General features: G+C 73.9%; 23 protein-coding genes. 10 read left to right on the top strand and 13 right to left on the bottom strand.

Going from position 1 to position 25,709, the window contains the following annotated elements; all coding sequences use genetic code 11:
* Nucleotides 1-3 precede the first annotated feature (3 nt).
* The 5 genes from cobO to OG618_RS26725 all read left to right on the top strand — a co-directional run bounded on the left by cobO (nucleotide 4) and on the right by OG618_RS26725 (nucleotide 5,944).
* A complete protein-coding gene (gene cobO / locus OG618_RS26745; protein WP_329490083.1) occupies nucleotides 4-609 on the top strand; it encodes a cob(I)yrinic acid a,c-diamide adenosyltransferase in 606 nt (201 codons plus the stop codon).
* Nucleotides 610-821: 212 nt separating this feature from the next.
* The gene (locus OG618_RS26740; RefSeq protein WP_329490082.1) at nucleotides 822-2,198 is read left to right on the top strand and encodes a cobyrinate a,c-diamide synthase; all 1,377 of its coding nucleotides are present in this window, start codon (nucleotides 822-824) and stop codon (nucleotides 2,196-2,198) included.
* A gap of 202 nt (nucleotides 2,199-2,400) precedes the next feature.
* Nucleotides 2,401-3,864, top strand: coding sequence for a M6 family metalloprotease domain-containing protein (locus OG618_RS26735; RefSeq protein ID WP_329490081.1), 1,464 nt, complete (start codon nucleotides 2,401-2,403; stop codon nucleotides 3,862-3,864).
* Between the two features lie 284 nt (nucleotides 3,865-4,148).
* Nucleotides 4,149-4,964: a serine hydrolase gene (locus OG618_RS26730; RefSeq protein WP_329490080.1), complete on the top strand. Its 816-nt coding sequence runs from the start codon at nucleotides 4,149-4,151 to the stop codon at nucleotides 4,962-4,964.
* A 44-nt stretch (nucleotides 4,965-5,008) separates the two neighbouring features.
* The gene (locus OG618_RS26725) at nucleotides 5,009-5,944 is read left to right on the top strand and encodes a hypothetical protein (protein WP_329490079.1); all 936 of its coding nucleotides are present in this window, start codon (nucleotides 5,009-5,011) and stop codon (nucleotides 5,942-5,944) included.
* An 86-nt stretch (nucleotides 5,945-6,030) separates the two neighbouring features.
* Here OG618_RS26725 and OG618_RS26720 read toward each other — a convergent pair whose 3' ends face one another.
* The 5 genes from OG618_RS26720 to OG618_RS26700 form a co-directional block, all read right to left on the bottom strand.
* Complete coding sequence (locus OG618_RS26720) at nucleotides 6,031-6,678, bottom strand: hypothetical protein (protein WP_329490078.1); 648 nt, start codon at nucleotides 6,676-6,678, stop codon at nucleotides 6,031-6,033.
* Nucleotides 6,679-6,683: 5 nt separating this feature from the next.
* Complete coding sequence (locus OG618_RS26715; protein WP_329490077.1) at nucleotides 6,684-7,565, bottom strand: hypothetical protein; 882 nt, start codon at nucleotides 7,563-7,565, stop codon at nucleotides 6,684-6,686.
* 87 nt (nucleotides 7,566-7,652) lie between these two features.
* The gene (locus tag OG618_RS26710) at nucleotides 7,653-8,690 is read right to left on the bottom strand and encodes a TolB family protein (protein WP_329490076.1); all 1,038 of its coding nucleotides are present in this window, start codon (nucleotides 8,688-8,690) and stop codon (nucleotides 7,653-7,655) included.
* Nucleotides 8,687-10,081 (bottom strand): MFS transporter, encoded by a 1,395-nt coding sequence (locus OG618_RS26705; RefSeq protein WP_329490075.1) that lies wholly within the window; start codon nucleotides 10,079-10,081, stop codon nucleotides 8,687-8,689. The genes OG618_RS26710 and OG618_RS26705 overlap by 4 nt, the downstream gene beginning before the upstream one ends.
* Before the next feature lie 6 nt (nucleotides 10,082-10,087).
* Nucleotides 10,088-10,978 carry an alkaline phosphatase family protein gene (locus OG618_RS26700; protein ID WP_329490074.1) on the bottom strand — a complete coding sequence of 297 codons (891 nt, stop codon included), beginning with the start codon at nucleotides 10,976-10,978 and terminating at the stop codon, nucleotides 10,088-10,090.
* A 348-nt stretch (nucleotides 10,979-11,326) separates the two neighbouring features.
* Here OG618_RS26700 and OG618_RS26695 point away from each other — a divergent pair, with 348 nt between their 5' ends.
* From OG618_RS26695 to OG618_RS26685, 3 genes are all read left to right on the top strand, one after another.
* Nucleotides 11,327-12,043: a cobalamin biosynthesis protein gene (locus OG618_RS26695; RefSeq protein WP_329490073.1), complete on the top strand. Its 717-nt coding sequence runs from the start codon at nucleotides 11,327-11,329 to the stop codon at nucleotides 12,041-12,043.
* Complete coding sequence (gene cobC, locus OG618_RS26690; protein ID WP_329490072.1) at nucleotides 12,040-13,101, top strand: Rv2231c family pyridoxal phosphate-dependent protein CobC; 1,062 nt, start codon at nucleotides 12,040-12,042, stop codon at nucleotides 13,099-13,101. The genes OG618_RS26695 and cobC overlap by 4 nt, the downstream gene beginning before the upstream one ends.
* A 100-nt stretch (nucleotides 13,102-13,201) precedes the next feature.
* A complete protein-coding gene (locus OG618_RS26685; RefSeq protein ID WP_329490071.1) occupies nucleotides 13,202-13,876 on the top strand; it encodes a hypothetical protein in 675 nt (224 codons plus the stop codon).
* A 110-nt stretch (nucleotides 13,877-13,986) separates the two neighbouring features.
* On the opposite strand, the gene OG618_RS26680 is transcribed toward OG618_RS26685, so the two are convergent.
* The 3 genes from OG618_RS26680 to nadE form a co-directional block, all read right to left on the bottom strand.
* Nucleotides 13,987-14,778 carry an MOSC domain-containing protein gene (locus tag OG618_RS26680; protein WP_329490070.1) on the bottom strand — a complete coding sequence of 264 codons (792 nt, stop codon included), beginning with the start codon at nucleotides 14,776-14,778 and terminating at the stop codon, nucleotides 13,987-13,989.
* Entirely contained in the window at nucleotides 14,775-15,308 is a 534-nt protein-coding gene (locus OG618_RS26675) for a hypothetical protein (protein ID WP_329490069.1), read from the bottom strand. Before OG618_RS26675 ends, OG618_RS26680 begins: the two co-directional genes overlap by 4 nt.
* An 83-nt stretch (nucleotides 15,309-15,391) precedes the next feature.
* Nucleotides 15,392-16,222, bottom strand: coding sequence for an ammonia-dependent NAD(+) synthetase (gene nadE / locus OG618_RS26670; RefSeq protein ID WP_329490068.1), 831 nt, complete (start codon nucleotides 16,220-16,222; stop codon nucleotides 15,392-15,394).
* 294 nt (nucleotides 16,223-16,516) lie between these two features.
* Between nadE and OG618_RS26665 the strand changes: the two genes are divergently transcribed.
* Entirely contained in the window at nucleotides 16,517-18,361 is a 1,845-nt protein-coding gene (locus tag OG618_RS26665; protein WP_329490067.1) for a serine/threonine-protein kinase, read from the top strand.
* Nucleotides 18,362-18,420: 59 nt separating this feature from the next.
* Here the strand turns inward: OG618_RS26665 and OG618_RS26660 are convergent, their stop codons facing one another.
* The 5 genes from OG618_RS26660 to OG618_RS26640 all read right to left on the bottom strand — a co-directional run bounded on the left by OG618_RS26660 (nucleotide 18,421) and on the right by OG618_RS26640 (nucleotide 24,371).
* Nucleotides 18,421-19,518 (bottom strand): LLM class flavin-dependent oxidoreductase, encoded by a 1,098-nt coding sequence (locus OG618_RS26660; RefSeq protein ID WP_329490066.1) that lies wholly within the window; start codon nucleotides 19,516-19,518, stop codon nucleotides 18,421-18,423.
* 377 nt (nucleotides 19,519-19,895) lie between these two features.
* Nucleotides 19,896-20,918, bottom strand: coding sequence for a glutamine synthetase (gene glnII, locus OG618_RS26655; protein WP_329490065.1), 1,023 nt, complete (start codon nucleotides 20,916-20,918; stop codon nucleotides 19,896-19,898).
* 289 nt (nucleotides 20,919-21,207) lie between these two features.
* A complete protein-coding gene (locus OG618_RS26650; RefSeq protein ID WP_329490064.1) occupies nucleotides 21,208-22,251 on the bottom strand; it encodes an SCO1860 family LAETG-anchored protein in 1,044 nt (347 codons plus the stop codon).
* A gap of 259 nt (nucleotides 22,252-22,510) precedes the next feature.
* A complete protein-coding gene (locus OG618_RS26645; protein ID WP_329490063.1) occupies nucleotides 22,511-23,188 on the bottom strand; it encodes a uracil-DNA glycosylase in 678 nt (225 codons plus the stop codon).
* Nucleotides 23,189-23,279: 91 nt separating this feature from the next.
* A complete protein-coding gene (locus OG618_RS26640) occupies nucleotides 23,280-24,371 on the bottom strand; it encodes an amidohydrolase family protein (RefSeq protein ID WP_329490062.1) in 1,092 nt (363 codons plus the stop codon).
* 180 nt (nucleotides 24,372-24,551) lie between these two features.
* Here OG618_RS26640 and OG618_RS26635 point away from each other — a divergent pair, with 180 nt between their 5' ends.
* Entirely contained in the window at nucleotides 24,552-25,679 is a 1,128-nt protein-coding gene (locus OG618_RS26635) for an aminotransferase class V-fold PLP-dependent enzyme (protein ID WP_329490061.1), read from the top strand.
* Nucleotides 25,680-25,709 lie beyond the last annotated feature (30 nt).

Here is a 25,709-nt window from a genome sequence, read left to right as displayed (position 1 = left end):
CACATGCCCAAGGGAGTCCCCGAGAGCGTGCCCGACGACGGCCTGACGACCCGCCAGCGCCGCACCCAGCCGATCACCGCCGTCCACACCGGCCCCGGCAAGGGCAAGTCCACCGCCGCCTTCGGCATGGCGCTGCGGGCCTGGAACCAGGGCTGGCCGATCGGAGTGTTCCAGTTCGTCAAGTCCGCGAAGTGGAAGGTCGGCGAGGAGAACGCGCTGCGTGTGCTCGGCGCCTCCGGCGAGGGCGGCACCGTCGACTGGCACAAGATGGGCTCCGGCTGGTCCTGGATCCAGCGCTCCACCGAGATGGAGATGGACAGCGAGGCGGCCGCCAAGGAGGGCTGGGAGCAGGTCAAGCGCGACCTGGCCGCCGAGACCTACCGCTTCTACGTGCTGGACGAGTTCACCTACCCGATGCACTGGGGCTGGGTGGACGTGGACGAGGTGGTCGCCGTGCTGAAGGACCGCCCGGGCAGCCAGCACGTGGTCATCACCGGCCGGTACGCGACCGAGGCGCTGACCTCGGCCGCCGACCTGGTCACCGAGATGACCAAGGTGAAGCACCCGATGGACACCGGCCGCAAGGGCCAGCGCGGCATCGAGTGGTGAGCCCGGCGGGCTTCGCGGGATCCGTGCGTCACCTCGGGGCCGTGGGTTCCCTCGGGTCCGTGGGTTCCCTCGGGTCCGTGCGGCCCGTGGGTTCCCTCGGGTCCGTGCGGCCCGTGCGTTCCCTCGGGTCCGTGCCGCCCGTGAAGCCGGCGAAGTCCGTGAAGCCCGTGAAGCCCGTGACACGTCCGTGAGTCCGCGAAAGCAGTAGAGCCTTGAACAGCGTCCCCCGTCTCGTCGTCGCCGCGCCGTCCTCCGGCTCCGGCAAGACCACCGTCGCCACCGGCCTGATCGCCGCGCTCGCCGCGCGCGGTCTGGCCGTCTCGCCGCACAAGGTCGGCCCGGACTACATCGACCCGGGCTACCACGCCCTGGCCGCCGGCCGGCCGGGCCGCAACCTGGACGCCTTCATGTGCGGGCCGGAGCGCATCGCGCCGCTCTTCCTGCACGGCGCCGCCGGGGCGGACGTCGCGGTGGTCGAGGGCGTGATGGGGCTGTTCGACGGCGCCTCCGGACGCGGCGAGCTGGCGTCCACCGCCCACGTCGCCAAGCTGCTGCGGGCACCCGTGGTGCTGGTGGTGGACGCCTCCTCGCAGTCCCGCTCGGTGGCCGCGCTGGTGCACGGCTTCGCCTCCTGGGACCCGGAGGTCCGACTGGCCGGGGTGATCCTCAACCGGGTCGCCTCCGACCGGCACGAACTGCTGCTGCGCGAGGCCCTGGAGGAGGGCTCCGGGGTGCCGGTGCTCGGCGCGGTGCGCCGCTCGGCGGCGGTCGCCACACCGTCCCGCCACCTCGGCCTGATCCCGGCCGTCGAGCGCTCGGCCGAGGCGCTGCGGGCCGTCGCCGACATGGGTGAGCTGGTCGCCGCGTCGGTCGACCTGGACGCCGTCCTGGCGCTGGCCCGGACGGCTCCTCCGCTGGACGCCACGCCGTGGGACCCGGCCGCCGAGGTCGAGCGGGTGGCCGGCGCGCCCCGGATCGCCGTGGCCGGCGGCGCCGCATTCTCCTTCTCGTACGCCGAGAACGCCGAACTGCTCACCGCGGCCGGCGCCGAGGTGGTGCCGTTCGACCCGCTGCACGCCGACGCGCTGCCCGCAGACACCGCCGGCCTGGTGATCGGCGGCGGCTTCCCCGAGCTGTACGTCCGGGAACTCAGCGCGAACGGGACGCTGCGCGCTGCGATCGCCGCGTTCGCCGCCTCGGGCGCGCCGATCGCCGCCGAGTGTGCCGGACTGCTCTACCTCGGGCGGGAGTTGGACGGCCTGCCGATGTGCGGCGTACTGGACACCTCGGCCCGGATGACCGAGCGGCTGACCCTCGGATACCGGGAGGCCGTCGCGCTGACCGACTCGCCGCTGGCACCGACCGGCACCCGGGTGCGCGGGCACGAGTTCCACCGCACGGTCTGCGAGCCCGGCGCCGGGGAACGGCCCGCCTGGGGCTGGCGACTGCCGACCGGGCCGCACACCGAGGGCTTCACCGGGGGCACGCTGGGCAACGTTCACGCTTCGTATCTGCACCTGCACTGGGGAGGATCACCGCAGCTCGCCGCCTCGTTCGCGGCCGCCGCGGCCGCGTACCGCGCGGGCTGAGCGAACCGGCGTACCCCCGGGTCTGGTGCTTTGCCCATGCGGAGCGTCAGAATAGTGCTGATAGCCGCAAATCGCCCATTTCGCAACCGGTACCGGCCAGACCCGACCGCCTTTGGCGAGCCGACCGATTGCCGGCGACCGCCCGCTCGGCGGGGTCGCCATGCTCCCCCGCGGAGTGAGCTGGCTCAAAGGAGCCGTCACGATGCGTCACACCTTAACCCCGCAGTATCACCACCCCCTCAACCCCACCGGCCACCGGCACGCCTGCCCGGTACCGCTGTCCCCCAAGGCCTTCGCCCAACTCCGGGCCCGCTACCAGGACCTCGTCGAACACCGGCGGATCCCGGCGAGCCTCACCTTCGAGCAGTACTACTACGTCTGGCGCTCCCGGCGGCGCGGTGAGAACGTCATCGGCCTCGACGACGGCGCCGTCCGCCCCGGCCCCAGCACCGGGGCCCAGTTGATCACCCGTCCGACCAAGAAGCTGCGCGGCACCATCCGCACCCTGGTGCTGCTGGTCGACTTCCCCGACCACCCGCACAGCCCCGAGCACACCGTCGGCCACTTCGAACAGATGCTGTTCAGTGCCGACACCTTCACGACCGGCTCGATGCGCGACTACTACCGCCTGGTCAGCGGATTCGACGCCGCCCACCCGACCGAGCACGGCATCGACATCCAGGGCGAGGTGCACGGCTGGTTCCGCCTGCCGCAGCCGCTCTCCTTCTACACCGACAACCAGTCCGGCACCGGCAACCCGCCCCGGAACTCCCAGGGCATGGCGGCCGACGCGCTGCGACTCGCGCTCGACCAGGGCATCGACTTCTCCGCCGGCTACGACGCCCTCGGCGAGGGCCTCGTCACCGCGCTGTTCATCGTCCACGCCGGCTCCGGCGCCGAACAGACCGAGCGCCCCGGCGACATCTGGAGCCTCAAGTGGAACCCGCCCGGCGAGGACGGCGTGCTGGTCGCGCCCGGCCTGCGGGTGCAGACCTTCCTGACCGTCCCCGAGGACTGCGCGGTCGGCGTCTGCGCCCACGAGTGGGGCCACCTGGCCGCCCGCTGGGCCGACTTCTACGACACCGGCCGCGTCGAGGCGACGACCTCCAACGGCCTCGGGGACTACTGCCTGATGGCGGGCGGCTCCTGGGGCAACGACGGCGTCACCCCCGTCTTCCCGAACGGCATGCTGCGGATGTTCCACGGCTGGACCACCCCGCAGGAGGTCTCCAGCACCACCACCGGCATCGCGCTGCGGCCCGTCGCCGAGGGCGGCGACCTGCTGTTCGTCCGCAACCCCCAGCGGATGAAGGAGAGCCAGTACATCATCGTCGAGTACCGCCGCCAGCGCGGGCAGGACGAGTTCCTGCCCTCCCAGGGCGTCGCCGCCTACGTGGTGGACGAAGCCATCGACAACGTCAACGACGAACACCACCTGGCCATCGCGCTGATGCAGGCCGACGGCCGCAACGACCTGGGGAAGATCTTCGGCACCGGCAACCGGGGCGACCGGACCGACCTCTACCCGGCCCTCGGCAACACCGGCATCGGCCAGCACACCGCACCGGCCCTCAACGAGCCCGACGGCACCTGGAGCGGAGTCACCCTCGACATCGCCGGCACCCCAGGAGCCGAACAGATGGGCGTCGACGTCACCATCACCTGACCCACCCCGACCGGGCGGCCCGAGGCGAACGGACCGCCCGGCCAACCCGGCTGACCAGGCGTCGCCCCGACCCCAGGCTCCGCAGCCGTCGCCGGGACCGTGCTCGGCCACTGCATCGTGCCCCACCCTCCTCACCGTGGCCCGCCGCGCCCCCTGGAGGTGAGCCGACACCCCTCGATCGGGTCGCGTCCCGTAGGGTCTCCGCCCAACCGGGCCTCCTCGCACCGCGTGAGAGCCCGACAGTCGGGTAGACGACTGACAAACACCGTCGCCGTGAGGAATGGATGGCCCAGATGGTCGATTCCGGTGCAGTGCGCGCCGCCGTTGAGGCGCAGGTCGAGGCATTCGCGGAGGGCGGCGACGGCGCGGGAGTCCGCAGCGTCCTGGTGAAGACCCTCGGTGGACCGCAGCTCACCGTCGCGCACGACCCGGACCGGGTACTGCCCGCCGCGAGCCTGGCCAAGATGATCCTCGGCGTCGCACTGTTCGAGGCCGGACGGCGGGGCGACCTCGACATGGACGCACGCGTCCGGGTCGGCGACCTGCCGGGCACCATGTATCCGAGCATCCTGCAGGCGCTGGATGCAGCATCGGCAATCACCGTACGGGAGTTGTGCGGCTTCTCGTTGGTGACCAGCGACAACCCGGCGGCCGAGTACATCCGGGGCCTCCTGGGACAGGAGCGGGTCGATGCGACGATCAAGGACCTGCAACTGACCTCCACGGCCTTCCCGGCCGGCTTCTCCGAGCGGGAGCTCGGACCCCTGGGCCGGGCGAACACCACGACCGCGGAGGACACGCTGCGACTGGTCGAGCACATCGAGCGGACTCCCCATCTGGAGCCCCTCCGGCGGTATCTGGTCAACTACCTCCGCAACGACCGGATCCCGTCCCGCCTCGACGACGACCTCCCGGTGCGGCACAAGACGGGTAGCCTCCGGGGCGTCGTGAACGACGCCGGGATCGTCCTCCACCCGATGACACCCGTCGCACTGGTCTTCCTGACGGATGGTCAGTCCGATAACGTTCGTACAGCGCAGGAGATCGGGGAGGTCTCCGAGCGGATCGTCCGGATCATCGCAGAAGCGGCGGCGCACTGACACCGCCCGCGGGGGTGCGCGTGGCTGCGTCACGGGAACGACAATTGCGCAAGATTCTGGTCCTGGTCAACGTCCTCGCCCTGTCCATCGGCCTGGCCTGCGTCGTGGCCGCATCCCTGCTGACACACCAGCAGGTGGTGACGACGGTCCTGAGCCTCATCGGCGGCGCGTTCGTGTCGGCAGCGGTGGTGACCCTGGCCATCGGGTCGCTCACCGTCCGCGAGACCACCGAGCAGGTCGACAGCGCGGTGCTTCGCGGCATGCAGGACGTCCTGGGCCCGGTACGCGATCCGCTCTTCGCCGGCGCGCTGTCGGCCTACCGCTACGACTGCCTGCTCGCGCCCCCGCCGCCGGGCGACGCCCACCCCGACTACCTGTACCAGAGCTTCCGAATCTCCTACCGCATCGAGACGCTCCCCAGAACGGTGAGCATCGCGTGCCTCTCCTCCAACGACGACGGCTGCCTGGACCGCTTCACCGGACCGGAGATCCTGCTGCGCTGGATGATCGACGACAATCTCGACCCGGACGACCCCGCGATCTTCGCGATCGGATCCGTCCGGGTGGACACCAGGGAGCTGGAACGCAAGCCCCCGACCCACGAAGCCGTCACCGGCGGGACGGCCAGGATCGACCACTTCTCGGTGCCCCACGACGCCCAGGTCACCTCCGGCCACCTGGTCGAGCTGAGCGTCACGGCGCGGAAGTACGTCGGCAGTGACCGACGCGTGCGCATCCAGGCCCAGATCTTCCGTCACGTCACCGACGCCGAGTACCGGCTCACGATCGATCCCGCGATCAGACCGACCCGACTGGGCGTCAACGCGTCGGAGATCAGTTCGCTCGGCGCTGCACACGGCGCCAGCGTCCGGGCCACCTTTCCGGCACCGTTCAACAATCTGGCCGGTCTCGTCCAGCTCCCCTTCCCCCTCCAGCCCGGAAGCGTCATGGCCTTCACCATCGATCGCGAGGTGCCCTGAGCGCGGCGCCGCAGGAGAGGGGTACGAGCGGTGGCTCCGGTATCGGCGCCGGCGCCGTCCGGGTCGCGGAGCGGGCGACAGCGCCGTCACCAGGGCGGGGTGTACGCGATGTGGAGCCTTCCGGAGGTGCCCTTCGGGGGGCGGCTGGTGGGGGTGGCGGGGGCGTGGTCGAGAGTGACGCAGGAGTGGGTGGGGGCGAGCCGGGCGGCCCGGGTGTCCAGCGAGCGCACCAGCGTGCCCGTCCAGCGGAAGGCCTGTGCGGTGCCGGTGAGGAAGAGGGTCCGTGCCGCGCCGGTGAAGTGCAACCCGTCGCGCCATCCGGCGTAGTGGTGGCTCGGGTAGTCGATCTCGTCCTCGGCGGGGAAGTCGCTCTCCGGGAGGTCCGCGGTGTGCGGCGTGCCGCCCTTGCTCAGTCGGGCGCGGACCTCCTTCCAGCGGGAAGGTGGGAAGCCCAGGCCGTGGTGGAGCAGTACGAGGTCCAGCAGGACGGCGTGCTCGTCCGCGCACCCGGGGGCGGGGCCGGAGCGCAGCGGCAGGTGGATCAGCGAGCGAGGCGAGCGTGCCGCGAGTGCCCAGGCGGCGGCCAGGTCGCGGGCACCGGCGCGGTCCGCGAAGAGGTCCGTCCACCACTCGCCGTCGACCAGCACGGCGCGGCCTTCGCCGGGCTCGACGGTCAGCACCCGGTACTCGTCCCGGCCGGTCCGCGCCCGGTGGACCGTCGTCCTCAGTCTCACCGGTCTCAGCCGGTGGCGCGGACGTAGATGTCGGCGGCGCCCGAGAGGCCGTTGGAGACCGTCACGATGTAGATCCGGCGGCCGGCGACGGGGTGGGTGGCTGTCGGGGTGGGAGCGGGGGTGAGGCTGGGGGTGGGGGTCTCGGTCGGGGTGGGCGGGTCGTCGGCGGAGCGGAGGCCCGTCGCGGGCCGGGGCGCGACGGGCTCGGCCGCCTCGGGGGCGGGGTCGGGAGCCGGGGTGGCCTCGGCCCCGGTGTCGGGGTCGGCGGAGGGCGGTGGGTCGTCCGAGGCGCAGGGCGACGGGGTGGCGACCGGCTCAGCCGGGGCCGGGGCCGGTTCCGACGGCGGTTCGGAGACGGTCGGGGGTTCGGCGGCCGACGGGGTCGCGACCGGTAGGGGCGTCGGGCTCGCCGAGGGCGCCGGCATCGGGGCCAGTTCCTGGGCCTCGGTCGGCTCGTCGCCGCCCAGGGCCGCCGTCAGGTCGGACGGCAGCGGGGCGACCGGGCCGGGGGCCGGGAGGTCGTAGGTCCGCAGGAAGTCGTCGACGCCGACGTCCGGGCCGCCGGCCAGCCGGTAGTGCAGGTAGGCGACCGGCGCGCCGTCGGCGAGGCGGGTGTACACCGCGCCCACGGGGACGTAGTAGCGGCCCGCGCCCGGGTGCTGGGAGGGGTGGAGGCCGGCCAGGAGTTCGGCGCGGTCCCGGTCGGTCTCGATCGCGCCCCGGCCCAGGGTGAGAGCGTTGACGCCCCGGACGGCGAGGGCCGCCAGCAGCGCGATGGTGAGCACCAGGCCCACCGCGATCGTGCGGCGCAGCACCGGCCGGCCGGACAGGGCGGGCCAGGAGTCGCCGGCCACCCGCTCGGGCGCAGCCCGCCCCTGTTCCTTCAACGCTCCCCGCTCCCCCGCCTCGCACCGCTCTCACTGCTCGACGTGGAACCCTACGCCCGAAGTTCCGAGTGGGACCACCCAGCCCGATCAGCCCGGATAGGCCGGTGCCACCGCGGCTTCGAGCACCCGCTCGGCCAGACCGCCGCCGTCCGCCGGGACGGTCCACAGATCGGCCCCGAAGTCGCCGGGGAGCGCGTAGAGCAGCGTCGCGTCGTCGACCCAGACCGCCTGGTCGTCGACGTTGCGCTGCTCGGCGGTGGCCGTCTCGGTCATGGTGGCGAGGTCGAGCACGTAGAGCCGCCAGGGCGAGTCCTCGGACAGGCCGGGGACGCGCTTCTTGTAGGCGATGCGGGTGCCGTCCGGGGAGAGCGAGGGGCATTCGACGTTCTCGTGGAGCGTGGTGAGGGTGCGGGCGGCGAGGTCGCCGCGGACGAGGTGGGTCCGGCCGCCGGTGGCCACGGTGGCGTAGAAGGTGTTGTCGTCGGCGAAGGTGACGCCCCAGACGTTGACGTCGGACGCCTGGTACGGCTTGCCGTCCTTGATCACCGCGAAGGTCTCCAGGTTCTCCCGGAGGTTCCAGTCGCGGACGTCGACGATCGACGAGCGGGTGGAGAAGTCGGTGCCGGCGTAGGAGTCGCCGCTGACGAAGACCGTCCAGGCCGCGAGGTGGCCCGAGGGCGAGACCCGGGAGCGGGTCGGGATACCGGCGGCGGGGAAGGACTTCAGCTCGCGCAGGTGGTCGTCGAGCACGACGGCGCGGTAGGTGTCCTGCAGCGCGCCGCGCTCGGCCCGGAGGCAGATGCCGGTGCCGGCCGCCGCGTAGAAGCGCAGGCACTGCACGCCCGAGGAGGTCCGCGGGCCGTCCGGCTGGTCGGCCGGTACGGAGACGAGCTCGTCGAGGTGCGGGCCCCAGGCCATGTTGCGGAACACCAGTTGGCGGCCGCCGGCCGGCGGGCGGAGCGACACCGGGCCGGGGGTGACCACCGGAGCGCCGGGCTGTGCCTGCTTGGTGCGGGTCGAGTTGTCGGCCGCGTGCAGGACGGCGCCGGTGCCGACGGCGCCGAGCAGGACGACGGCGACCAGCAGGATCAGCACCCTGGTCCGGCCTTGGAGCGGTGGGGTCACGACGGTACCTCGGAATCGGAGGGGGGAGCGGTTCCGGACGCGCCCGGGGCGGTGGGCGTCCCGACGGTGGGCGTCCCGGCGATGGGCGTCCCGGAGGCGGTGTCCCTGGGGGCGTCCCGCAGGACGAAGGCGGCCGCCAGCACGCAGCCGGCCAGCGCCGCCGCGGACCAGCCGAGCGCGGCCGTGCCGCCCACCGCGCTCCACAGCGCGCCGAAGGCGAGCGAGCAGCCGAACCGGGCGAGCGCCTGCCCGGTGCCGACCAGGGCCAGCCCGGCGCCGCGCTGCTCCGCCGGTACCGCGTCGGCCGCCGCGGCCGCCAGCACGCCGTCCGTCGAGGCGTAGAACGCGCCGTGCAGCACCAGGACGCAGACCACCGCCGGCAGTCCGCCCAGCGGCGAGAGCAGCAGCCCGTACGCCAGCAGCAGGGCACCGTGACCGGCGAGGAAGAGCCGGCGGCGGCCGAGCCGGTCGGCGAGCGCGCCCAGCGGAACGGCGAGCAGCAGGAAGCCCGCGGCCGTGCCGAGCGGCAGCAGCGGGAAGAGGTCGGTGGCGAGGCCGAGCCGGCGCTGCACCAGCAGGTAGAGGAAGGAGTCGCTCACGGTGGTCAGGCCGAGCAGCACCGCGCAGAACGTCAGCCGGCGCAGCCCGGGCAGGCGCAGCAGGGCGAGGCCGTCGCGCAGCCGGGGGGCGGTGGCCGTCGCGGTCTCGCCCGGCTGCCGGTTCGGGACGAAGAGCAGCAGCACCAGCACGCCGAGCACCGCGACACAGGCGCTGACCGTGAACACCGCGTCGTAGCCGTGCCGTTGGCCGCCGTCGGCGAGCAGCGGGCCGCCGGCCAGGCGGAGCACGAGGAAGGCGGCGAGCGGCCCGATCAGCGCACCGGCCGTGTCCATCGCCCGGTGGACCCCGAACGCCCGCCCCCGGTGCGCGGGTTCGGTGGCGAGCGAGATCATCGCGTCCCTCGGCGCGGTGCGCAGTCCCTTGCCCGTGCGGTCGACCGCGATCACCGCGCCGATCAGCGGCACGGTGTGGACGAGCAGCAGCAGCGGCTTGCAGAGCGCCGAGAGGCCGTACCCGGCCACCGCGACGGCCTTGTGCCGGGACGCGCCGTCCGCGCCCCGCCGGTCGGCGAGGTGGCCGCCGGCCAGCCGGACCAGCGCGCTGAACCCGTTCTGGATGCCGTCCAGCAGCCCGAAGCCGAGCGGCGAGAGGCCGAGCCCGGTGAGCAGGTACAGCGGCAGCACCGCGCTGACCATCTCGGAGGAGATGTCGGTCACCAGGCTGACGGTGCCCAGGGCCAGGACGGTGCCGGGGACGGCGGCCGCCCGCCGGCCCGGCCGGAGGGCCGGGTCGACGGGGGCCTTGGAGCTGCGGGATTCCGCGACGTACATGGGAGGTCAGTTCCAGATGCCGGTGATGGTCGCGGCGGACGCGGCGTTGCCCGCGTGGGTGGTCAGCCCGGCGAGGTCCTCCAGCGTGCGCAGCACGTTGTAGTGGTTGTAGGTGGTGGCGGTGGTGGAGCCGGGCGTGACGTGCTCGCCGTAGAAGACCGTGGGGATGCGGTTGCCGGAGAGGCGGTTGTCCTCGTCGAAGGTGACGACGAGGATGCTGTTGTGGGTCTTGGCCCAGGTCGCGTACGCGCCGAGCTTGTTCTTCAGCCAGGTGTCGCCGGTGGAGACCGAGCAGTCGTGCATGTCGTTGCAGAGGTCCGGCACGACGAAGGACACCTTGGGCAGGGTCGTGTAGTCGGTCGGGAACTGCGCGAAGGTGTACGCGGTGTTGGTCGGCACGTTCTTGAAGCCGAACCACGGGTTGTGCTTCTGGGCGTACTTGCCGCTGCTGCAGACCGTCGAACCCTGGCTCGGCAGGCCCTCGTTGTAGCTGCCCCAGGTCTTGCCGGCGGCGATCAGCTCGGAGCCCAGGTTGGCGGCGGTGAGCGAGCCGACCGGCACGCAGCTGTCGTCGGTGCGCCCCTGCGCGCTGCCGGAGAACAGCTGGTAGTAGTTGGGCTCGCTCGGGTGGGTGAGCCCGAACGACTGGGTCAGCGTGGCGCCGCCCGCCTTCAGGGTGTTGTTGATGTACGGGGCGCTGGAGCTGCCGACGACCTGCGAGTACGCGTGGTTCTCCAGGACGACGACGACCACGTGGTCGGGCGTCGGCAGGGTCGCGGCCTGTGCGGTGCCGGTGGCCGCCCAGAGGCCGAGCGAGCCGGCGACCAGGCCGAGGCCGGCGCCGAGGGCGGTCAGGGTGCGGCGGGGGTTGCGGGGGCGGAGTCGTGCGAAGGGCATGGTGTCCTCCGTGCGTCGGGGGGAACCGGGGTTCGGCAGGAACACCCGGGTGGGGGGTCGTGCTGTGCGGGTCGCAGTGCGTGACTGCGTCGGAGCGCCGCAAACAGTAGGAGCGCGGCGGTGGCGTGGACCGCTCAGGGAAGGTGAAGAACAGGCGAACACCCTCCGGCGCCCGGCGACGGAGGTCACACGGGCCCCGATTGACCCCTCCGTCGCCGCCGTGGTGGGATTTCGTCGGCCGACGAGCGGCTGCCGCAGTGCCGCCGGGGAGCGCCGGACGACCGCCGGGCGGCCTCCTGACGGCCTCCGCATGGCCTCCGAACGGCCTCCGGGTGAAGGGAACGCGACGTGATCGGGCTGCCGGCCCTGGACGCGGCGGGTCACGCACCCGCCGAGCAGCCGCACGCGGCGCGGTCGGACAGTTGCCCGGCCTTCCGGGCCGACACCGGCGGCGGGGGCCCGGGCGAACTCCTGGACCGCGCGCCGGACGGCTCACCGGTCGCCGCGCGGTGCTCGGACGGCCCGGCTGACCCCGACGGCCTCGCCTCCGGTGCCCTCGTCATCGGCGCCCTCGCCCCCGACCGCCTCGCCCCCACTGCCCTCGCTCCCGGTGCCCTCGTCGTCGGTGTCGGCCTGCGCGCGGCGGCGGGTCCGTCCGACGTGACGCGGCTGATCCACCGGGCCCTGCGCGAGGCCGGATTGCCCAGCGGCTCCGTCGCCCGGCTCGCGACCCTCACCGGCAAGGGCGACCACCCCGCCGTCCGCCACGCCGCCGCCGCGCTGGGCCTCCCGGTGGACGAGCACCCGGCGGAGGCCCTCGCGGCCTTCGCCGTCCCGAACCCGTCCGCCGCCGTCGGATCGGCGGTCGGCACCCTGAGCGTGGCGGAGGCCGCCGCCCTGGCGAGCGCGCCGGGCGGCGAACTCGTCGTCCCCAAGCAGAAGTCCGCGACGGCGACGGTGGCGGTCGCCCGGGCCGCTCGCGGTCGCCCCGGGCCTCGCGACCCGCTCGCCCGCGTCCCCGGGCCGTCCCTTCCCGTCGATGCCGTTGTTGGAGACCCCTCGTGACCACCCCCGACCATGACCTCCGCCACCACGGTGACGCGGAGGTGCGCGCCGACGGGGCCGGTCTGGTCGACCTCGCCGTCAACGTCCGCACCGGCACACCCCCGCAGTGGCTGCGTGAGCACCTCGCGGCGACGCTCGGCGAGCTCGCGGCGTACCCCGACGGCACGGCCGCCCGCGCCGCCGTCGCCGCCCGGCACGGCCGACCGGTCACGGAGACGCTGCTCACCTCGGGCGCGGCGGAGGCCTTCGTGCTGCTCGCGCGCGTCCTGACGCCCCGTCACGTCGTCGTCTTGCACCCGCAGTTCACCGAACCCGAGGCGGCGCTGCGGGACGCCGGGCACGCTGTGGAGCGGGTACTGCTCGTACCCTCGGACGGCTTCCGGCTCGGTGCGGTACCGGAGGAGGCCGACCTCGTCGTCCTCGGCAACCCCACCAACCCGACCTCCGTACTGCACCCGGCGGCCGCCGTCGCCGCCCTGGCGCGTCCCGGTCGCACCCTGGTGATCGACGAGGCGTTCATGGACACCGTGCCCGGCGAGTGCGAATCCCTCGCCGCCGTCCGGGACCTGCCCGGCCGGGTGGTCGTGCTGCGCAGCCTCACGAAGACCTGGGGCCTGGCGGGCCTGCGCATCGGCTATGCGCTCGGCCCGGCCGACCTGATCACCGCGCTCGGCGCCGCCCAGCCGCTCTGGCCGGTCTCCACCCCGGCGCTGGCCGCCGCCGAGGTGTGCAGCGCACCCGCGGCGCTCGCCGAGGCCGAGCAGGCCGCCCAGGACCTCGCCCTCCACCGCGACCACCTGCTCAAGGGCCTCGCCGCCTTCCCCGTCGTCCGGGTGCACGGGGAGCCGGCCGCCTCCTTCGTCCTCGTCGAACTGCCGGACGCGGCCGCCGTCCGCGCCCGGCTGCGCGAGCACGGCTTCGCCGTCCGACGGGGCGACACCTTCCCCGGGCTGGGCCCGGACTGGCTGCGGATCGCCGTCCGGGACCCTGGGACGACGGACCGTTTCCTGGACGCGCTCGGCTCGGTGCTGGCGGTCCGGACCGGCACCGGCCGCTGAAACACGACCGGGACATTTCACGAACCACCCGGTGATCATGCCCGGCCTACCGTGGAGGCAGACGACAAACCGCACTGCCGGACGGAAGTTGGGACCACCCATGCGCTCGCGAATCGCCCTCACCGCTCTCGCCGTCACCGCCCTCGCGGCCGCCGCGACGGCCTGCGGCCCGGAGAACAGTGACGCACCCGCCGCCGGCGCCGCCCCGACGACCGCTCCCCCGGCCGCCTCCGCCCCCGCCGCCGCGCCGTCCGCGTCGGCCCCCGGCACGCCCGCCGCGCCCGGCAAGTCCGCCGCGCCCGCCGCGTCCACCAAGCCCACGGCCACCACGCCGGCCGCGCCCGCCCCGGGGAGCCCGGGCGACAAGACCGGCTACGGCCAGGCCTGCGGCACCAACGACCTCACCTTCGGGGCGAAGATGGAGACCCAGGCGGGCGGCTACATCCTGGTCACCGCCAAGGCCAAGGCCGGGATCACCTGCGTCCTGCCCGCGACGCACCCGGTCATCGCCTTCGGTTCGGGCGGCATCGAGGCCCGCAACGCCGAACAGGCCGCCGGTGCGCCGATCACCCTCACCGGCAGCGCGGTCGCCTACGTGGGGATCAACCCGAAGAGCACCAACACCGACCAGAACATCGAGTTCAAGGACGTCATCATCGGCATCAGCGCCGGCGACCCGGACCCGGCGAGCATCCCCGTCGGCTCCGTCAAGGTCGACAAGCCGGTCGTCACCAACTGGCACACCAACGCCAAGGACGCCGTCCCGGGTGTCTGATCAGCCGTGATTGACGCTGTCGATCAACCCACGCCGCACCTTCACGGCGGATTCACGGCGAACCGGAGGCAGGCGCCGCCCTCGTCCGGCGGCGACCGCCACCCCCGTGATCAGCCGAGACTCACCGCGTCCCCCACCCGCACCCTCCCCGGCTCCACTACCTGCGCATAGACGCCCGCGCAGGGCAGCGCCGGCATCCCCTCCAGGGGCACGACCCGGTTCTGCGCGGCGAGCACCTTCAGGGCCGCCGTGCTGCGCGGCAGTTCGCCATGCACGAGGGTCGGGACGGCGCAGCGCGGGGTCGGGGCCAGCACCCGCAACCGGAGGTCCGGGCCGATCCGCAGCTCGCGGCCGACCCAGGCGTTCTCGACGTAGCCGTCGCCCTCGGTGCGGATCACCAGGTTGGGGCGGTAGCGGGCGGCCTCGGTCGCCACGGCGTCCAGGGTGGAGGTCGTGAGCAGGTGCAGCGGGGCGAAGTCGAAGAAGCCCCCGGCGGGAGCGGCGCGGCCGATCTCGTTCTCGGTGACGGCGACCTCCCTGTCGATCCCGCGTGACAGCACCTCCTCCGGCACGGCCCGTTCGACGGTCGCACCGGGCGGGCGCTCGCTCACCAGGGAGACCTCGCGGCCCAGCAGCGCGGACAGTTCGCCCTCGCCCACCGCCCGGCCGTCCGGCCCGGTGATCACGACGCCGCCGGGGTGCAGCACGGCGGTGAACCGGAGCATCTCCGCCCAGAGCCTCGGGTTCTTGGCGCTCGCCACCCGGCCACTCGCGGCGTCGAGCAGCCCCAGCGCCCGGTCCCCGTCCAGCCCGCGCTCGGAGACGCCGGCTTCGCCCAGCTCCTCCCCCAGCAACGACTTCACCGGGTACCGCCGGATCCGCTCCACCGTCCCGATCCTCATGCCACCGCCTCCGCCCACTCCCGTAGCGCCGTGAAGTCGCTTTCGCCCAGGCCGATTTCGGGATCGACGTGCAGGGTCAGCGCGGGCGCGGGGTGGTGCGCGGCTATCCACTCCGCGTCCTGCGGCCCCAGCTCGTCGTCCACCCAGACGAACGGGCGCCCGGCGGCCCAGGCGACCAGGTTCCTGGTCTTCCAGTGCAGCCCGTCCGGGTCCTGCTGGTGCAGCTCCGGCCAGTGGATGTACGGCAGCACGGGCAGCCCCAGCAGCGGCCCGATGAAGGTGTTCGCCTCGTCCATCCACGTGGTGGCCCACACCAGTTCGTACCGCAGCGCCAGCAGTTCGGGCCCGTGGTCCGGGTTGATCCAGATCCGCAGCGGCCGCACACGCTCGGCGGGCCGCTGCGGGAAGCGGGCGACCCAGCAGTCGGGCTTCACCCGGTGCGTCCCGTAGCCGTGCGGCCGCCGGTGCCGCTTCGCGGCATAGGGGTTCAACGGCCCGTCGACATCGAGCAGGAGCAGCGGCAACGTCATACCGGGCATCCTCGCCGGAACCCCACTCCGGGACCAGGGGTTTATCGGGCGGAGCAGGCCGGCGTGGTGGGCCGTGGACCGCCTTACGGGGCGATCGGGAGGCGGCGCTTGTGGTCGGTGAGGCGGTAGCGGCGGACGATCGTCTCGAAGGTCTCCTCGGCGACCGGCTTGCCCTCCAGGAAGTCGTCGATGTCGTCGTAGGTGACACCGAGGGCGTCCTCGTCGGCCTTGCCCGGGGCGAGGGTCTCCAGGTCGGCGGTCGGGACCTTCCGGACCAGCTCGGCCGGGGCGCCCAGGGCGTCCGCGACGGCGCGCACGCGGCGCTTGGTCAGGCCGGTGAGCGGGACGAGGTCGGCCGCGCCGTCGCCGAACTTGGTGAAGAAACCGGAGACCGCCTCGGCGGCGTGGTCCGTGCCGACGACCAGGCCGTCGTGCGCGCCAGCCACCGCGTACTGGGCGATCATGCGCTGGCGGGCCTTGATGTTGCCGAGCACGAAGTCCTGGTGGCCGGCGTCGCGGAAGGCCACGTCGGCGGCCACGGCGGCGTCGAGCGCGGCGTCGCTGGCGGGCTTGATGTCGACGGTCAGCAGGTGGTCCGGCCGGATGAAGGAGAGCGCGAGCTGGGCGTCGTGCTCGTCGGCCTGGACCCCGTAGGGCAGCCGCATCGCGTAGAACCGCGCCTCGTGCCCGGCGGCCCGGGCGCGCTCGACGGCGAGCTGGCAGAGCCGACCGGCGGTGGTGGAGTCGACACCGCCGCTGATGCCGAGCACGAGGGCGCGCAGACCGGTGGAGGTCAGCCGCTCGGCGAGGAAGGCCACCCGGCGCTCGATCTCCTTCTCGGCGTGGAAGGTCTCGGCGACCTCCAGCTCCCGGGCGATCTCCTGCTGCAGGGCGATGGACGCCGGCACGCTCACGTCTGCTCCTTGGTCGGGTTCGATGTGCTGTCGCACCCACCCTACTCAGGCCCGATGCCCGGCGGGACGGCCCGCCCGGCCGGTACCGGCGGACGGCCGGGAGGCCGCTCCCGGAGCCGGCGGCCGTGGGAGCCGCCGATTCCCGGCGCGCCCGCTGCCCGCAGGCCCGCTGACGGTCCGTCGGGGGCGGTCCGTAGCATGGGCACGCGCGCGGACGGGGGCCCGGTGCCCTCTGGCAGACTGTGCGACCAGTGGGGCTGTTGGGCCGGGGCATGACAGGTGGGGGCAGAGAGCATGAGCAGCCGGGGGACGGTGCTCGGGGGGCGTTACACGCTGACCGAGCGGATCGGCGGCGGGGGCATGGGCTCCGTCTGGCGCGCCGACGACGAGGTGCTCGCACGGCAGGTCGCCGTGAAGATCCTGCATCCGGGACTGGTCGAGGACGGCGCCTTCGTCAAGCGGTTCCGGCGCGAGGCCCAGCTGCTCGCGGCGCTGAAGCACCCCGGCATCGTGGACGTCCACGACTACGGCGAGAGCGGCGAGGACGCCGGGGACGACCGGGTCGCCTACATCGTGATGGAGCTGATCGACGGGCAGCCGCTGGACAAGGTGCTCGCCGAGAGCGGGCCGATGCCGCCCGAACGGGCCCTGGGGCTGCTCGCCACCGCGCTGGACGCCCTGCACGCCGCCCACCGGCGGGAGATCGTGCACCGCGACGTCAAACCGTCCAATCTGATGGTCCGGTCCGAGGGCCGGGTGACGGTGACCGACTTCGGCATCGCGCGGGCGGTCGCCAGCACCCGGATCACCGCCTCCCACGCGGTGATCGGGACGGCGCTCTACATGGCCCCCGAACAGGCCGAGGGGCAGGCCATCACCCCGGCCTCGGACCTCTACTCGATCGGCGTGGTCGGCTACGAACTGCTCACCGGACAGCCGCCGTTCGTCGGCGAGAGCGTGCTGGAGGTCGCCCTCAAGCACATCCGGGAGCCCGCTCCGGAGCTGCCGGCGGCCGTTCCGGAGGCGGTGCGCGGGCTGATCGCCACCGCGCTGGCCAAGAAGCCGGAGGACCGCTTCGCCGACGCCGGCGCGATGGCCGCGGCGGCGCGGGCCGCGATCGCCGCCGCTCCCGGCGCCCCCGCGCTGCCGGCACCACCGGTCGTTCCGGTGATACCCGCGACGCCCGCCGTCGCCGCGGCCGACGTCGGCAAGGTGGAGTCCCGGGACGCCACCGAACCCGGCACCCGTCGGCGGCGGCGCGGCTTCCTCGTCCCCATCGTCATACCGGTGATCATCACGGCGGGCACCGCGACCGTCCTGCTGATCGACCGCACGCCCTTCACCTCCGAGGCGAAGACGCCCGGGGCGCAGCCGTCCGTCACGGTCTCCGGCCCGGCGAACCCCGGCGGGCCGACGCCGTCGGCCGTGAACGCGACGACCCCGCCGCCGACCACCCCCGCGCCGACCGGCACCCCGACCGCGCCCGGCGCCACCGCGACCCCCGGCGCCCAGCAGTCCACGCCTGCGCCGGGCGGCACCGGTGCGGCGAACGGCGGCGGCGCGACCGGAGCGGGCGGCACCCCGCGCGCGACCCAGCCGCCGGCCGGCGTCCCGGCCCCGGCGGCCGGCACGGCCGGGGCCGGGAACCAGCCCGCTCCCGGAACGCAGCCGGGCACGCAGCCCAACCCCCAGCCGGCGGCCACCAGCGCCCCGCCGCAGACGCCCGTCACGCCGCCGGGCTGCGGCGGCACCAAGTGGGGGCCGATCGTCAGCGTGGCCTCCGGCCTCAAGCTCGGCCTGTCCAAGGACACCCCGTCGGCCGGCCAGTCCGTGATCATGGGCGGCAACACCGCCTACGGCTGGGTGCGTTCGGACCCGGACCCGGGCGGCTGGTACCACCTCTACCCGTGCAACCTGAGCGGCGCGCCGCTCGTCCAGGAGACCGACGGGCGGGTGACGCTCTCGGGCGGCTTCAGCGTCCTGAGCAACTGGAAGGTCAGTGCCGGGAGCACGCCGGGCGCCTTCCGTCTCGCGGACTACATGGGCTCCGCGTGCATGACCGACAACGGCGCGGGCAACCAGGTCACCATGGTCACCTGCACCGCCGGGAACAAGTCCCAGGAGTTCAGGATCCCCTGATCGGAGCCGAAGGGGCGGCGGGCCGGTGGACCGGTGACCCTACGGGCCCGCCGCCCCGGTCACGGTCGGGTCCAGAGGTTGCGGGCGGCGAGCAGCGGCAGCACGCCCTCGCCGAACCAGTACGCCTCCTCCAGGTGCGGGATCCCGGAGAGCACGAACTCGTCGATGCCCAGCTCGTGGTACTCGGTGATGAGGTCCGCGACCTCCCGGTGGCTGCCGACCAGGGCCGTGCCCGCGCCGCCCCGCAGCAGGCCGATGCCGGCCCAGAGCCCGGGGTGGATCTCCAGCCGCTCGGCCGAGCCGCCGTGCAGCGCGAGCATCCGGCGCTGGCCCTCCGACTCGCTCTCGGCGAGGGCGCGCTGGGTCTCCCGGACGCGCGCCGGGTCCATCGACGCCAGCAGCCGCTCGGTCTCCGCCCAGGCCTGGGCGGAGGTGTCCCGGGTGATCACGTGCAGCCGGATGCCGAAGCGGACGACCCGGCCCTGGGCGGCGGCCAGTTCGCGGATCCAGGCGATCTTCTCGCGGACCTGCGCGGGCGGTTCGCCCCAGGTCAGGTAGACGTCGGCGTACCGGGCGGCGACGTCGCCCGCCGCCGGGGAGGACCCGCCGAAGTACACCGGCGGCACCTGGTCCGGGAGCCGGTTCAGGATGGCCCGCTCGACCCGCAGATGGACGCCGTCGTGGTCGACCGTCTCCCCGGCCCAGAGCCGACGGGTGATGGACAGGAACTCGCCCGTCCTGGCGTAACGGGCGTCCTTGTCCAGGAAGTCCCCGTACGCGCGCTGCTCGGCCGACTCCCCGCCGGTCACCACGTTGAGCAACAGCCGTCCGCCGGACTGCCGCTGGTAGCTCGCCGCCATCTGCGCGGCCAGGGTCGGACTGATCTGGCCGGGCCGGAACGCCACCAGGTACTTCAGCCGCTCGGTCACCTGGGTCAGCATCGCCGTGGTCAGCCAGGCGTCCTCGCACCACGCGCCGGTCGGGGTCAGCGCCCCCTCGAAGCCCAACTGCTCCGCGGTGCGGGCGATCTGGCCGAGGTAGGCGATGCTCGGCGGCCGGTCGGAGCCGGCCGCGCCGGGCGTCGAGCCGTGCCCGCCGCCGACGATCTGCCGGCTGTCGCCGTTGGTGGGGAGGAACCAGTGAAAGGTGAGGGACATGGACGGACACGCTCCTGGCGGTGGTTGCCGGCTGCTGGTGGACCTGGTTCGCGTCAGCGGCGACAACCGGCCGTGCACACCCGTCCCAGGTCGACGTGCAGTCGCCGTACAGGGAGGAAGGGGGCCGGAGCGGTCATGGCCCGATTCTCCGGGACTCCCACCCCGCTGGACAAGACATCCGCGTCAGAACACCCGTGCCAGAACACCCACATCAGCCCACCGGGGCCGGAACACCGGGGCCGGAACACCCGCGCCAGTACTCCCCCGCGACCGCGCCGGGAAGGACCCCCGCCGGGCGGCGGACGGCGAACGGCCGCCGGGCCTCCCCTCGGCAGCGGAGGGGAGGCCCGGCGGTTGGTGCGGCAGGGGGAGGCGGCTCAGACGAGGCCGGCCTTCTCCAGGGCGGCGCAGCAGGTGTTGACCAGGAGGCGGGTCACCACGTACGGGTCCACGTTGGCGTTCGGGCGACGGTCCTCGATGTAGCCCTTCTGGTCGACCTCGACCTGCCACGGGATGCGGACCGAGGCGCCGCGGTCGGAGACGCCGTAGCTGTAGACGTTCCACGGAGCGGTCTCGTGCTTGCCGGTCAGGCGCGACTCGATGTCGGCGCCGTACTGGGTGACGTGCTCCAGGACGATCTCCTGCGAGGCGCCGAGCGACTCGCAGGCGGTGATGATCGCGTCGTAGTTCTCGCGCATCGCCTTGGTGGAGAAGTTGGTGTGCGCGCCGGCACCGTTCCAGTCGCCGCGCGCGGGCTTGGCGTCGAGGGTGGCGTCGATGCCGAACTCCTCGGCGGTGCGGTAGAGCAGGTAGCGGGCGACCCACATGTGGTCGGAGACGGTCAGCGCGTCGACCGGGCCGATCTGGAACTCCCACTGGCCGGGCATGACCTCGGCGTTGATGCCGCAGAGCGAGAGGCCGGCGGCGAGGCAGCGGTCCATGTGCAGCTCGACGATCTCGCGGCCGAAGACCTCCTCGGCACCGACACCGCAGTAGTAGCCGCCCTGCGGGGCCGGGAAGCCGCCCTCGGGGAAGCCGAGCGGGCGGGAGCCCTTGAAGAAGGTGTACTCCTGCTCGATGCCGAAGATCGACTCCTGAGCGGCGAACTGCTCGGCGATCGGGCGCAGCAGCGCACGGGTGTTGCTCTCGTGCGGGGTGCCGTCGATCTCGTTGACCTCGCACAGGACGAGGATGTTGTCGCCGCCGCGGATCGGGTCCGGGAAGGTGGCAACCGGCTCAAGGACGCGGTCCGAGGCGTGACCCTCGGCCTGGTTGGTGGAGGAGCCGTCGAAGCCCCAGGTGGGGATCTTGTCCGCGTTGGCCAGGATCCGAGTCTTGGAGCGGAGCTTGGCGGTCGGCTTCGTGCCGTCGATCCAGATGTACTCGGCCTTGATTGCCACGGGGGTGAACCTCGCAAACTGGGTGGTGGGTGCCCGCGTAGCGTTGCAAGCCGCCGTTTCCCGGTTGTTCCTCCTATGTAACACCCAGGTGAACCAACCGTCCGCGTTGGCACGGTCACGGTGCGGGAGTGCCGTGGATGGCACCCCGCACCGATCGGCGCACCGCGACGGGTGTCCGCCCTCCACCGCGGCGGGCGTGGGCCCTTCACCACGGCGACCCGCAGAGCTTCACCGCGACGGGTGTCCGCCCTTCACCGCGGCGACCCGCAGAGCCCCACCGCGACGGGTGTCAGTGCTTACGGGCGTGCGCCGCCCGGCGGCGGGTGACCCAGAGCGCGCCGCCGCCGACCGCGACCAGGGCGGCGGCTCCGGCGGCGAGCGGACCGGTCGCGTCACTGCCGCCGGTCGCGGCGAGGTTGCCGCCGGCGGCGGTGGCGGTGGCCTGCGGCCGGGCGGTTCGGCCGGGCGCCGTGCTGGTCGCGTCGACCGCGGGCTGGACGGCCGGGGCGGTGCCGGGCGCCGTGGGCGTGACCGAGGGGGTCGGCGTGACCGGTGCGGTCGGCTTCTCGCAGCTCACCGAGGCGACGGTGATCTTCCCGGTCACCTTGGCGACGTTGAGGTTGAGCGGGTTCACCTCGATCTGCACCTCCAGGGCCGAGGCGGCGGCCGTGGTCGAGGTGGTGGCCCGCTTGGAGAACTCCACCGAGACCCTGCCGACCAGCGGCACGTCCACGTCGGTCGGCCCGTACAGGCTGAGGGTGACCGGCTTGCCGAGCACGGTGAGCTTGGCCGGGGCGGTGACGTCGGCGGTGGGCGGCCCGTCGACCGGGCAGGTCACCGAGGAGCTGAGCGCCTCCAGGCCGAGCAGGGTGGTGGCCGGGAGACCGGGCGCGTGCACGTCGGCGTTGACCAGCTTGACCGAGGCGGCGGTGCCCTTGGCGTCCGACTTCACCACCGAGGTGCCGACGTCGGCCTTGACCAGGGTGACCGGGCCCTGCTGGTCGACGCCGTCGACCTTGGCCGTCAGCAGCGAGCCTTCGCGCTGGGCCGGGCTCTCGACCTTGTTGAGCGCGAGGTTCACCGGCACGTCGACCTTGCTCAACAGCTGCACGTCCAGCGCGAGTTCGGCGGTGACGGCGCGCGCCCTGCCCGCCGTGACGGTCGGCGCGGCGGCCGCGGAGGTCGAACCCGCGGCCGCGGTGGCGGGCGCGGGAGTGGGGCCGGTCGCGTGCGCCACCGGCGCCACGAGCAGCACCGGTGCCACGACCAGCGCCGACGCCACCGCGGCGCCGACGGCGGAGCCGGCGAAGGATGTGGAACGGGAAGAAGACATGGCGGTACCCCCACAGGTGGTGATCTCGGTAGAGCGCGCCTCCGACATCACCCGCGAGGCGGGGCAAGGGGCCGGTGCTCCGTACGACGAGTCGCCAGTCTTCATCGAACAGTGCGTCACATGAGCCACACAGAACGTCATTTCACTCATTCGGGTGAGGTTGACGCCCAAAGCTGCCCGGCGAAGCACTGCGGCAGGACACCTCCGGCAGGGCTCCTCCGGCAGGGCTCCTCCGGCAGGCCCCCCTACCGCGGGAGCCCTACGGCAGTCGCCAGTCCACCGGCTGCGCCCCCTGCCGCACCAGCAGCTCGTTGGCCCGGCTGAACGGCCGCGAGCCGAAGAAGCCGCCGTTCGCCGAGTACGGGCTCGGGTGGGCGGACTCGATCGCCGGCACCTCGCCCAGCAGCGGGCGCAGGTTGCGGGCATCGCGCCCCCAGAGGATCGCCACCAGCGGGCCGCCGCGCGCCGCCAGGGCCTTGATCGCCTGCTCGGTGACCTCTTCCCAGCCCTTGCCGCGGTGCGCGGCGGGCTTGCGCGGGGCGGTGGTCAGGGCCCGGTTCAGCAGCAGCACGCCCTGCCGCGTCCACGGCGTGAGGTCGCCGTTGGAGGGCTGCGGCAGGCCGAGGTCGGTCCCGTACTCCTGGAAGATGTTGATCAGACTCGCCGGGATCGGCCGCACCTCCGCCCCCACCGAGAAGCTGAGCCCGACGGCGTGGCCGGGCGTCGGGTACGGGTCCTGCCCGACGATCAGCACCCGCACGTCGGCGAGGGGCTGTTGGAAGGCGCGCAGGACGTTCGGCCCCGAGGGCAGGTACGTGCGGCCGGCGGCCAGCTCGGCGCGGAGGAAGTCGCCCATGGCGGCGACCCGGCCGGCGACCGGCTCCAGCGCGGTGGCCCAGCCGGGCTCGACGATCTCGTTCAGTGGACGCGGTGCCATGGTCGCCACCCTATCGGCCTACTCGGACAGGCCGTTCACCCGGATGATCATCACAACGACCATCGGCCGCACGGCCCCTGGGGAGCACCGCTCAGCCCACCGGCCGCCCGCGCAGCACCACCAGCCGCGGATCGGCGAGCACCCGGACGTCCGCCCGCGGGTCCTCGTCGTACACCACGAAGTCCGCCGACGCCCCCTCCTCCAGGCCCGGTCGGCCGAGCCACCGGCGCGCCCCCCAGGTGGCCGCCGACAGCGCCTCGGCGGGAGCGAGCCCGGCCTTGACCAGCTCGGCCACCTCCTCGGCGACCAGCCCGTGGGCGAGCGAACCGCCCGCGTCCGTCCCGACGAAGACCGGGATGCCCGCGTCGTGCGCGGCCCCGACGGTGTCGTAGCGGCGCTCGTGCAGCCGGCGCATGTGCGCGGACCAGGCCGGGAACTTGGCCTCGCCGCCGGCCGCGAGGGTCGGGAAGGTGGCGATGTTGACGAGGGTCGGGACGATCGCGACGCCGCGCTCGGCGAAGGCCGGGATCAGCTCCTCGGTCAGCCCGGTGGCGTGCTCGACGCAGTCGATCCCGGCCGCCAGCAGGTCCGGCAGCGAATCGGCGGCGAAGCAGTGCGCGGTGACCCGCGCGCCCTCCTCGTGCGCCGCCGCGATCGCCTCGGCCAGCGCGTCGCCGGGCCAGCAGGCGGCGAGGTCGCCGGTGCCGCGGTCGATCCAGTCACCGACCAGCTTGACCCAGCCGTCCCCGCGCCGGGCCTCGGCCCGGACGTAGGCGGCGAGGTCACCGGGCTCGATCTCGTGCGCGTAGTTGCGGATGTAGCGCCGGGTACGGGCGATGTGCCGGCCGGCCCGGATGATCCGGGGCAGGTCGTCCCGATCGTCGATCCACCGGGTGTCGGCGGCCGAACCGGCGTCGCGGATCAGCAGGGTGCCGGCGTCCCGGTCGGTCACCGCCTGCTTCTCACTGGTCGCGGCGTCGACGGCGCCGTGCGCGTCCAGCCCGACGTGGCAGTGCGCGTCCACCAGCCCGGGCAGCACCCAGCCGGTCACCGTGCGCACGTCCGCGGCCGCCGCCGGGCGGTCGAACGCCACCCGGCCGTCCACCACCCAGAGTTCGTCCCGGACGTCCTCCGGCCCGACCAGCACCCGGCCCCTGACGTGCAGCACCGCACCATCGCTCATGCCCCGCACTCTACCGAGCGGGTCCCGCCCGGGCAGGGCCTTCCCGGCGCGCGGGGAGGATGAGGCAGACTCGTCCCTGTCCGAACCGCCTCCCCTCCTCCGTCCCGTTCTCCGTCCCGATGCTCCGTCCCCTTCTCCGTCCCGTCCTCCGTTCCGTTCTCCGAAAGGCCGGCCGCCACCGTGAGCCCGTTCCTCGACCTTCCTCCGCTCAGCGCCGCCGACTTCGCGGCGATCGAGGACAAGGTCGCCGCGCTGCTGCACACCTCCGCCGATGTGATCGTCACCCAGGGTGAGGCGCTGCTGCCGCTGGAGGCCGCGATCCGCAGCGCCGCGCGGCCGGGCTCCACCGCGCTGAACATCGTCACCGGCCCGTACGGCCAGACCTTCGGCAACTGGCTGCGCGACTGCGGGGCGACGGTCGTGGACCTCGCGGTGCCGTTCGACACCGCCGTCACCGCCGCGCAGGTCGCCGAGGCGCTGGCGGCCCACCCGGCGATCGACTTCGTCTCGCTGGTCCACGCCGAGGCCGCCACCGGCAACACCAACCCGGTCGCCGAGATCGCCGCCGTGGTCCGCGCGCACGGTGCGCTGCTGATGGTGGACGCCGTCGCCTCGGTGGCCGCCGAACCGCTGCTCACCGATGCCTGGGGCATCGACCTCTGCGTGATCGGCGGGCAGAAGGCGATGGGCGGCCCGGCCGGGGTCTCCGCCGTCTCGGTCTCCGAGCGCGCCTGGGAGCGGATCGCCGCCAACCCGGCCGCGCCGCGCCGCTCCTACCTCTCGCTGCTGGACTGGAAGGAGCGCTGGACGGACGCCGGGCGCACCACACTCCCGCACGCCCCGGCCCAGTTGGAGATGCTGGCGCTCGGCGCCTGCCTGGACCGGATCGCCGCGGCCGGCCTGCCCGCCGTGATCGCCCGCCACCGCGCCGCCGCCGCGGCGGTCCGGGCGGGCGTCCGCGCCCTGGGCACCGTCGCCCCGTTCGTCCCGGACGACGCCCACGCGGCGCCGGTCGCCACCACCCTGCGCACCCCCGCCGGCCTGTCCGCCGCCGGGCTCGCCGCGGATCTGCTGCGCCTCGACCCGACCCTCCCCGTCCAGCCCGGCGGCGGCGCCCTCGCCGACTCGATGCTGCGGGTCAACCACTACGGCCCGGCGGCCTCGCTCGCCACCGTCCGCGCCTTCCTGACCGCCCTGGCCACCACCCTCGGCGCCGACGGCGGGGCCGACACCGTCGCCGGGGCGGACGCCGGATCCGCCCTCAAGGCGGCCGACGCCGCCTGGGAGAGCGCCGTCGCCGCCGGCTGAGACCGGTCGCCCGACCACGCCGCGAACCCC

Origin of the sequence: Kitasatospora sp. NBC_01246 (genome assembly GCF_036226505.1) — a bacterium.
Classification (GTDB): Bacteria; Actinomycetota; Actinomycetes; order Streptomycetales; family Streptomycetaceae; genus Kitasatospora.
This window is presented reverse-complemented; position numbering and strand designations above follow the sequence as displayed.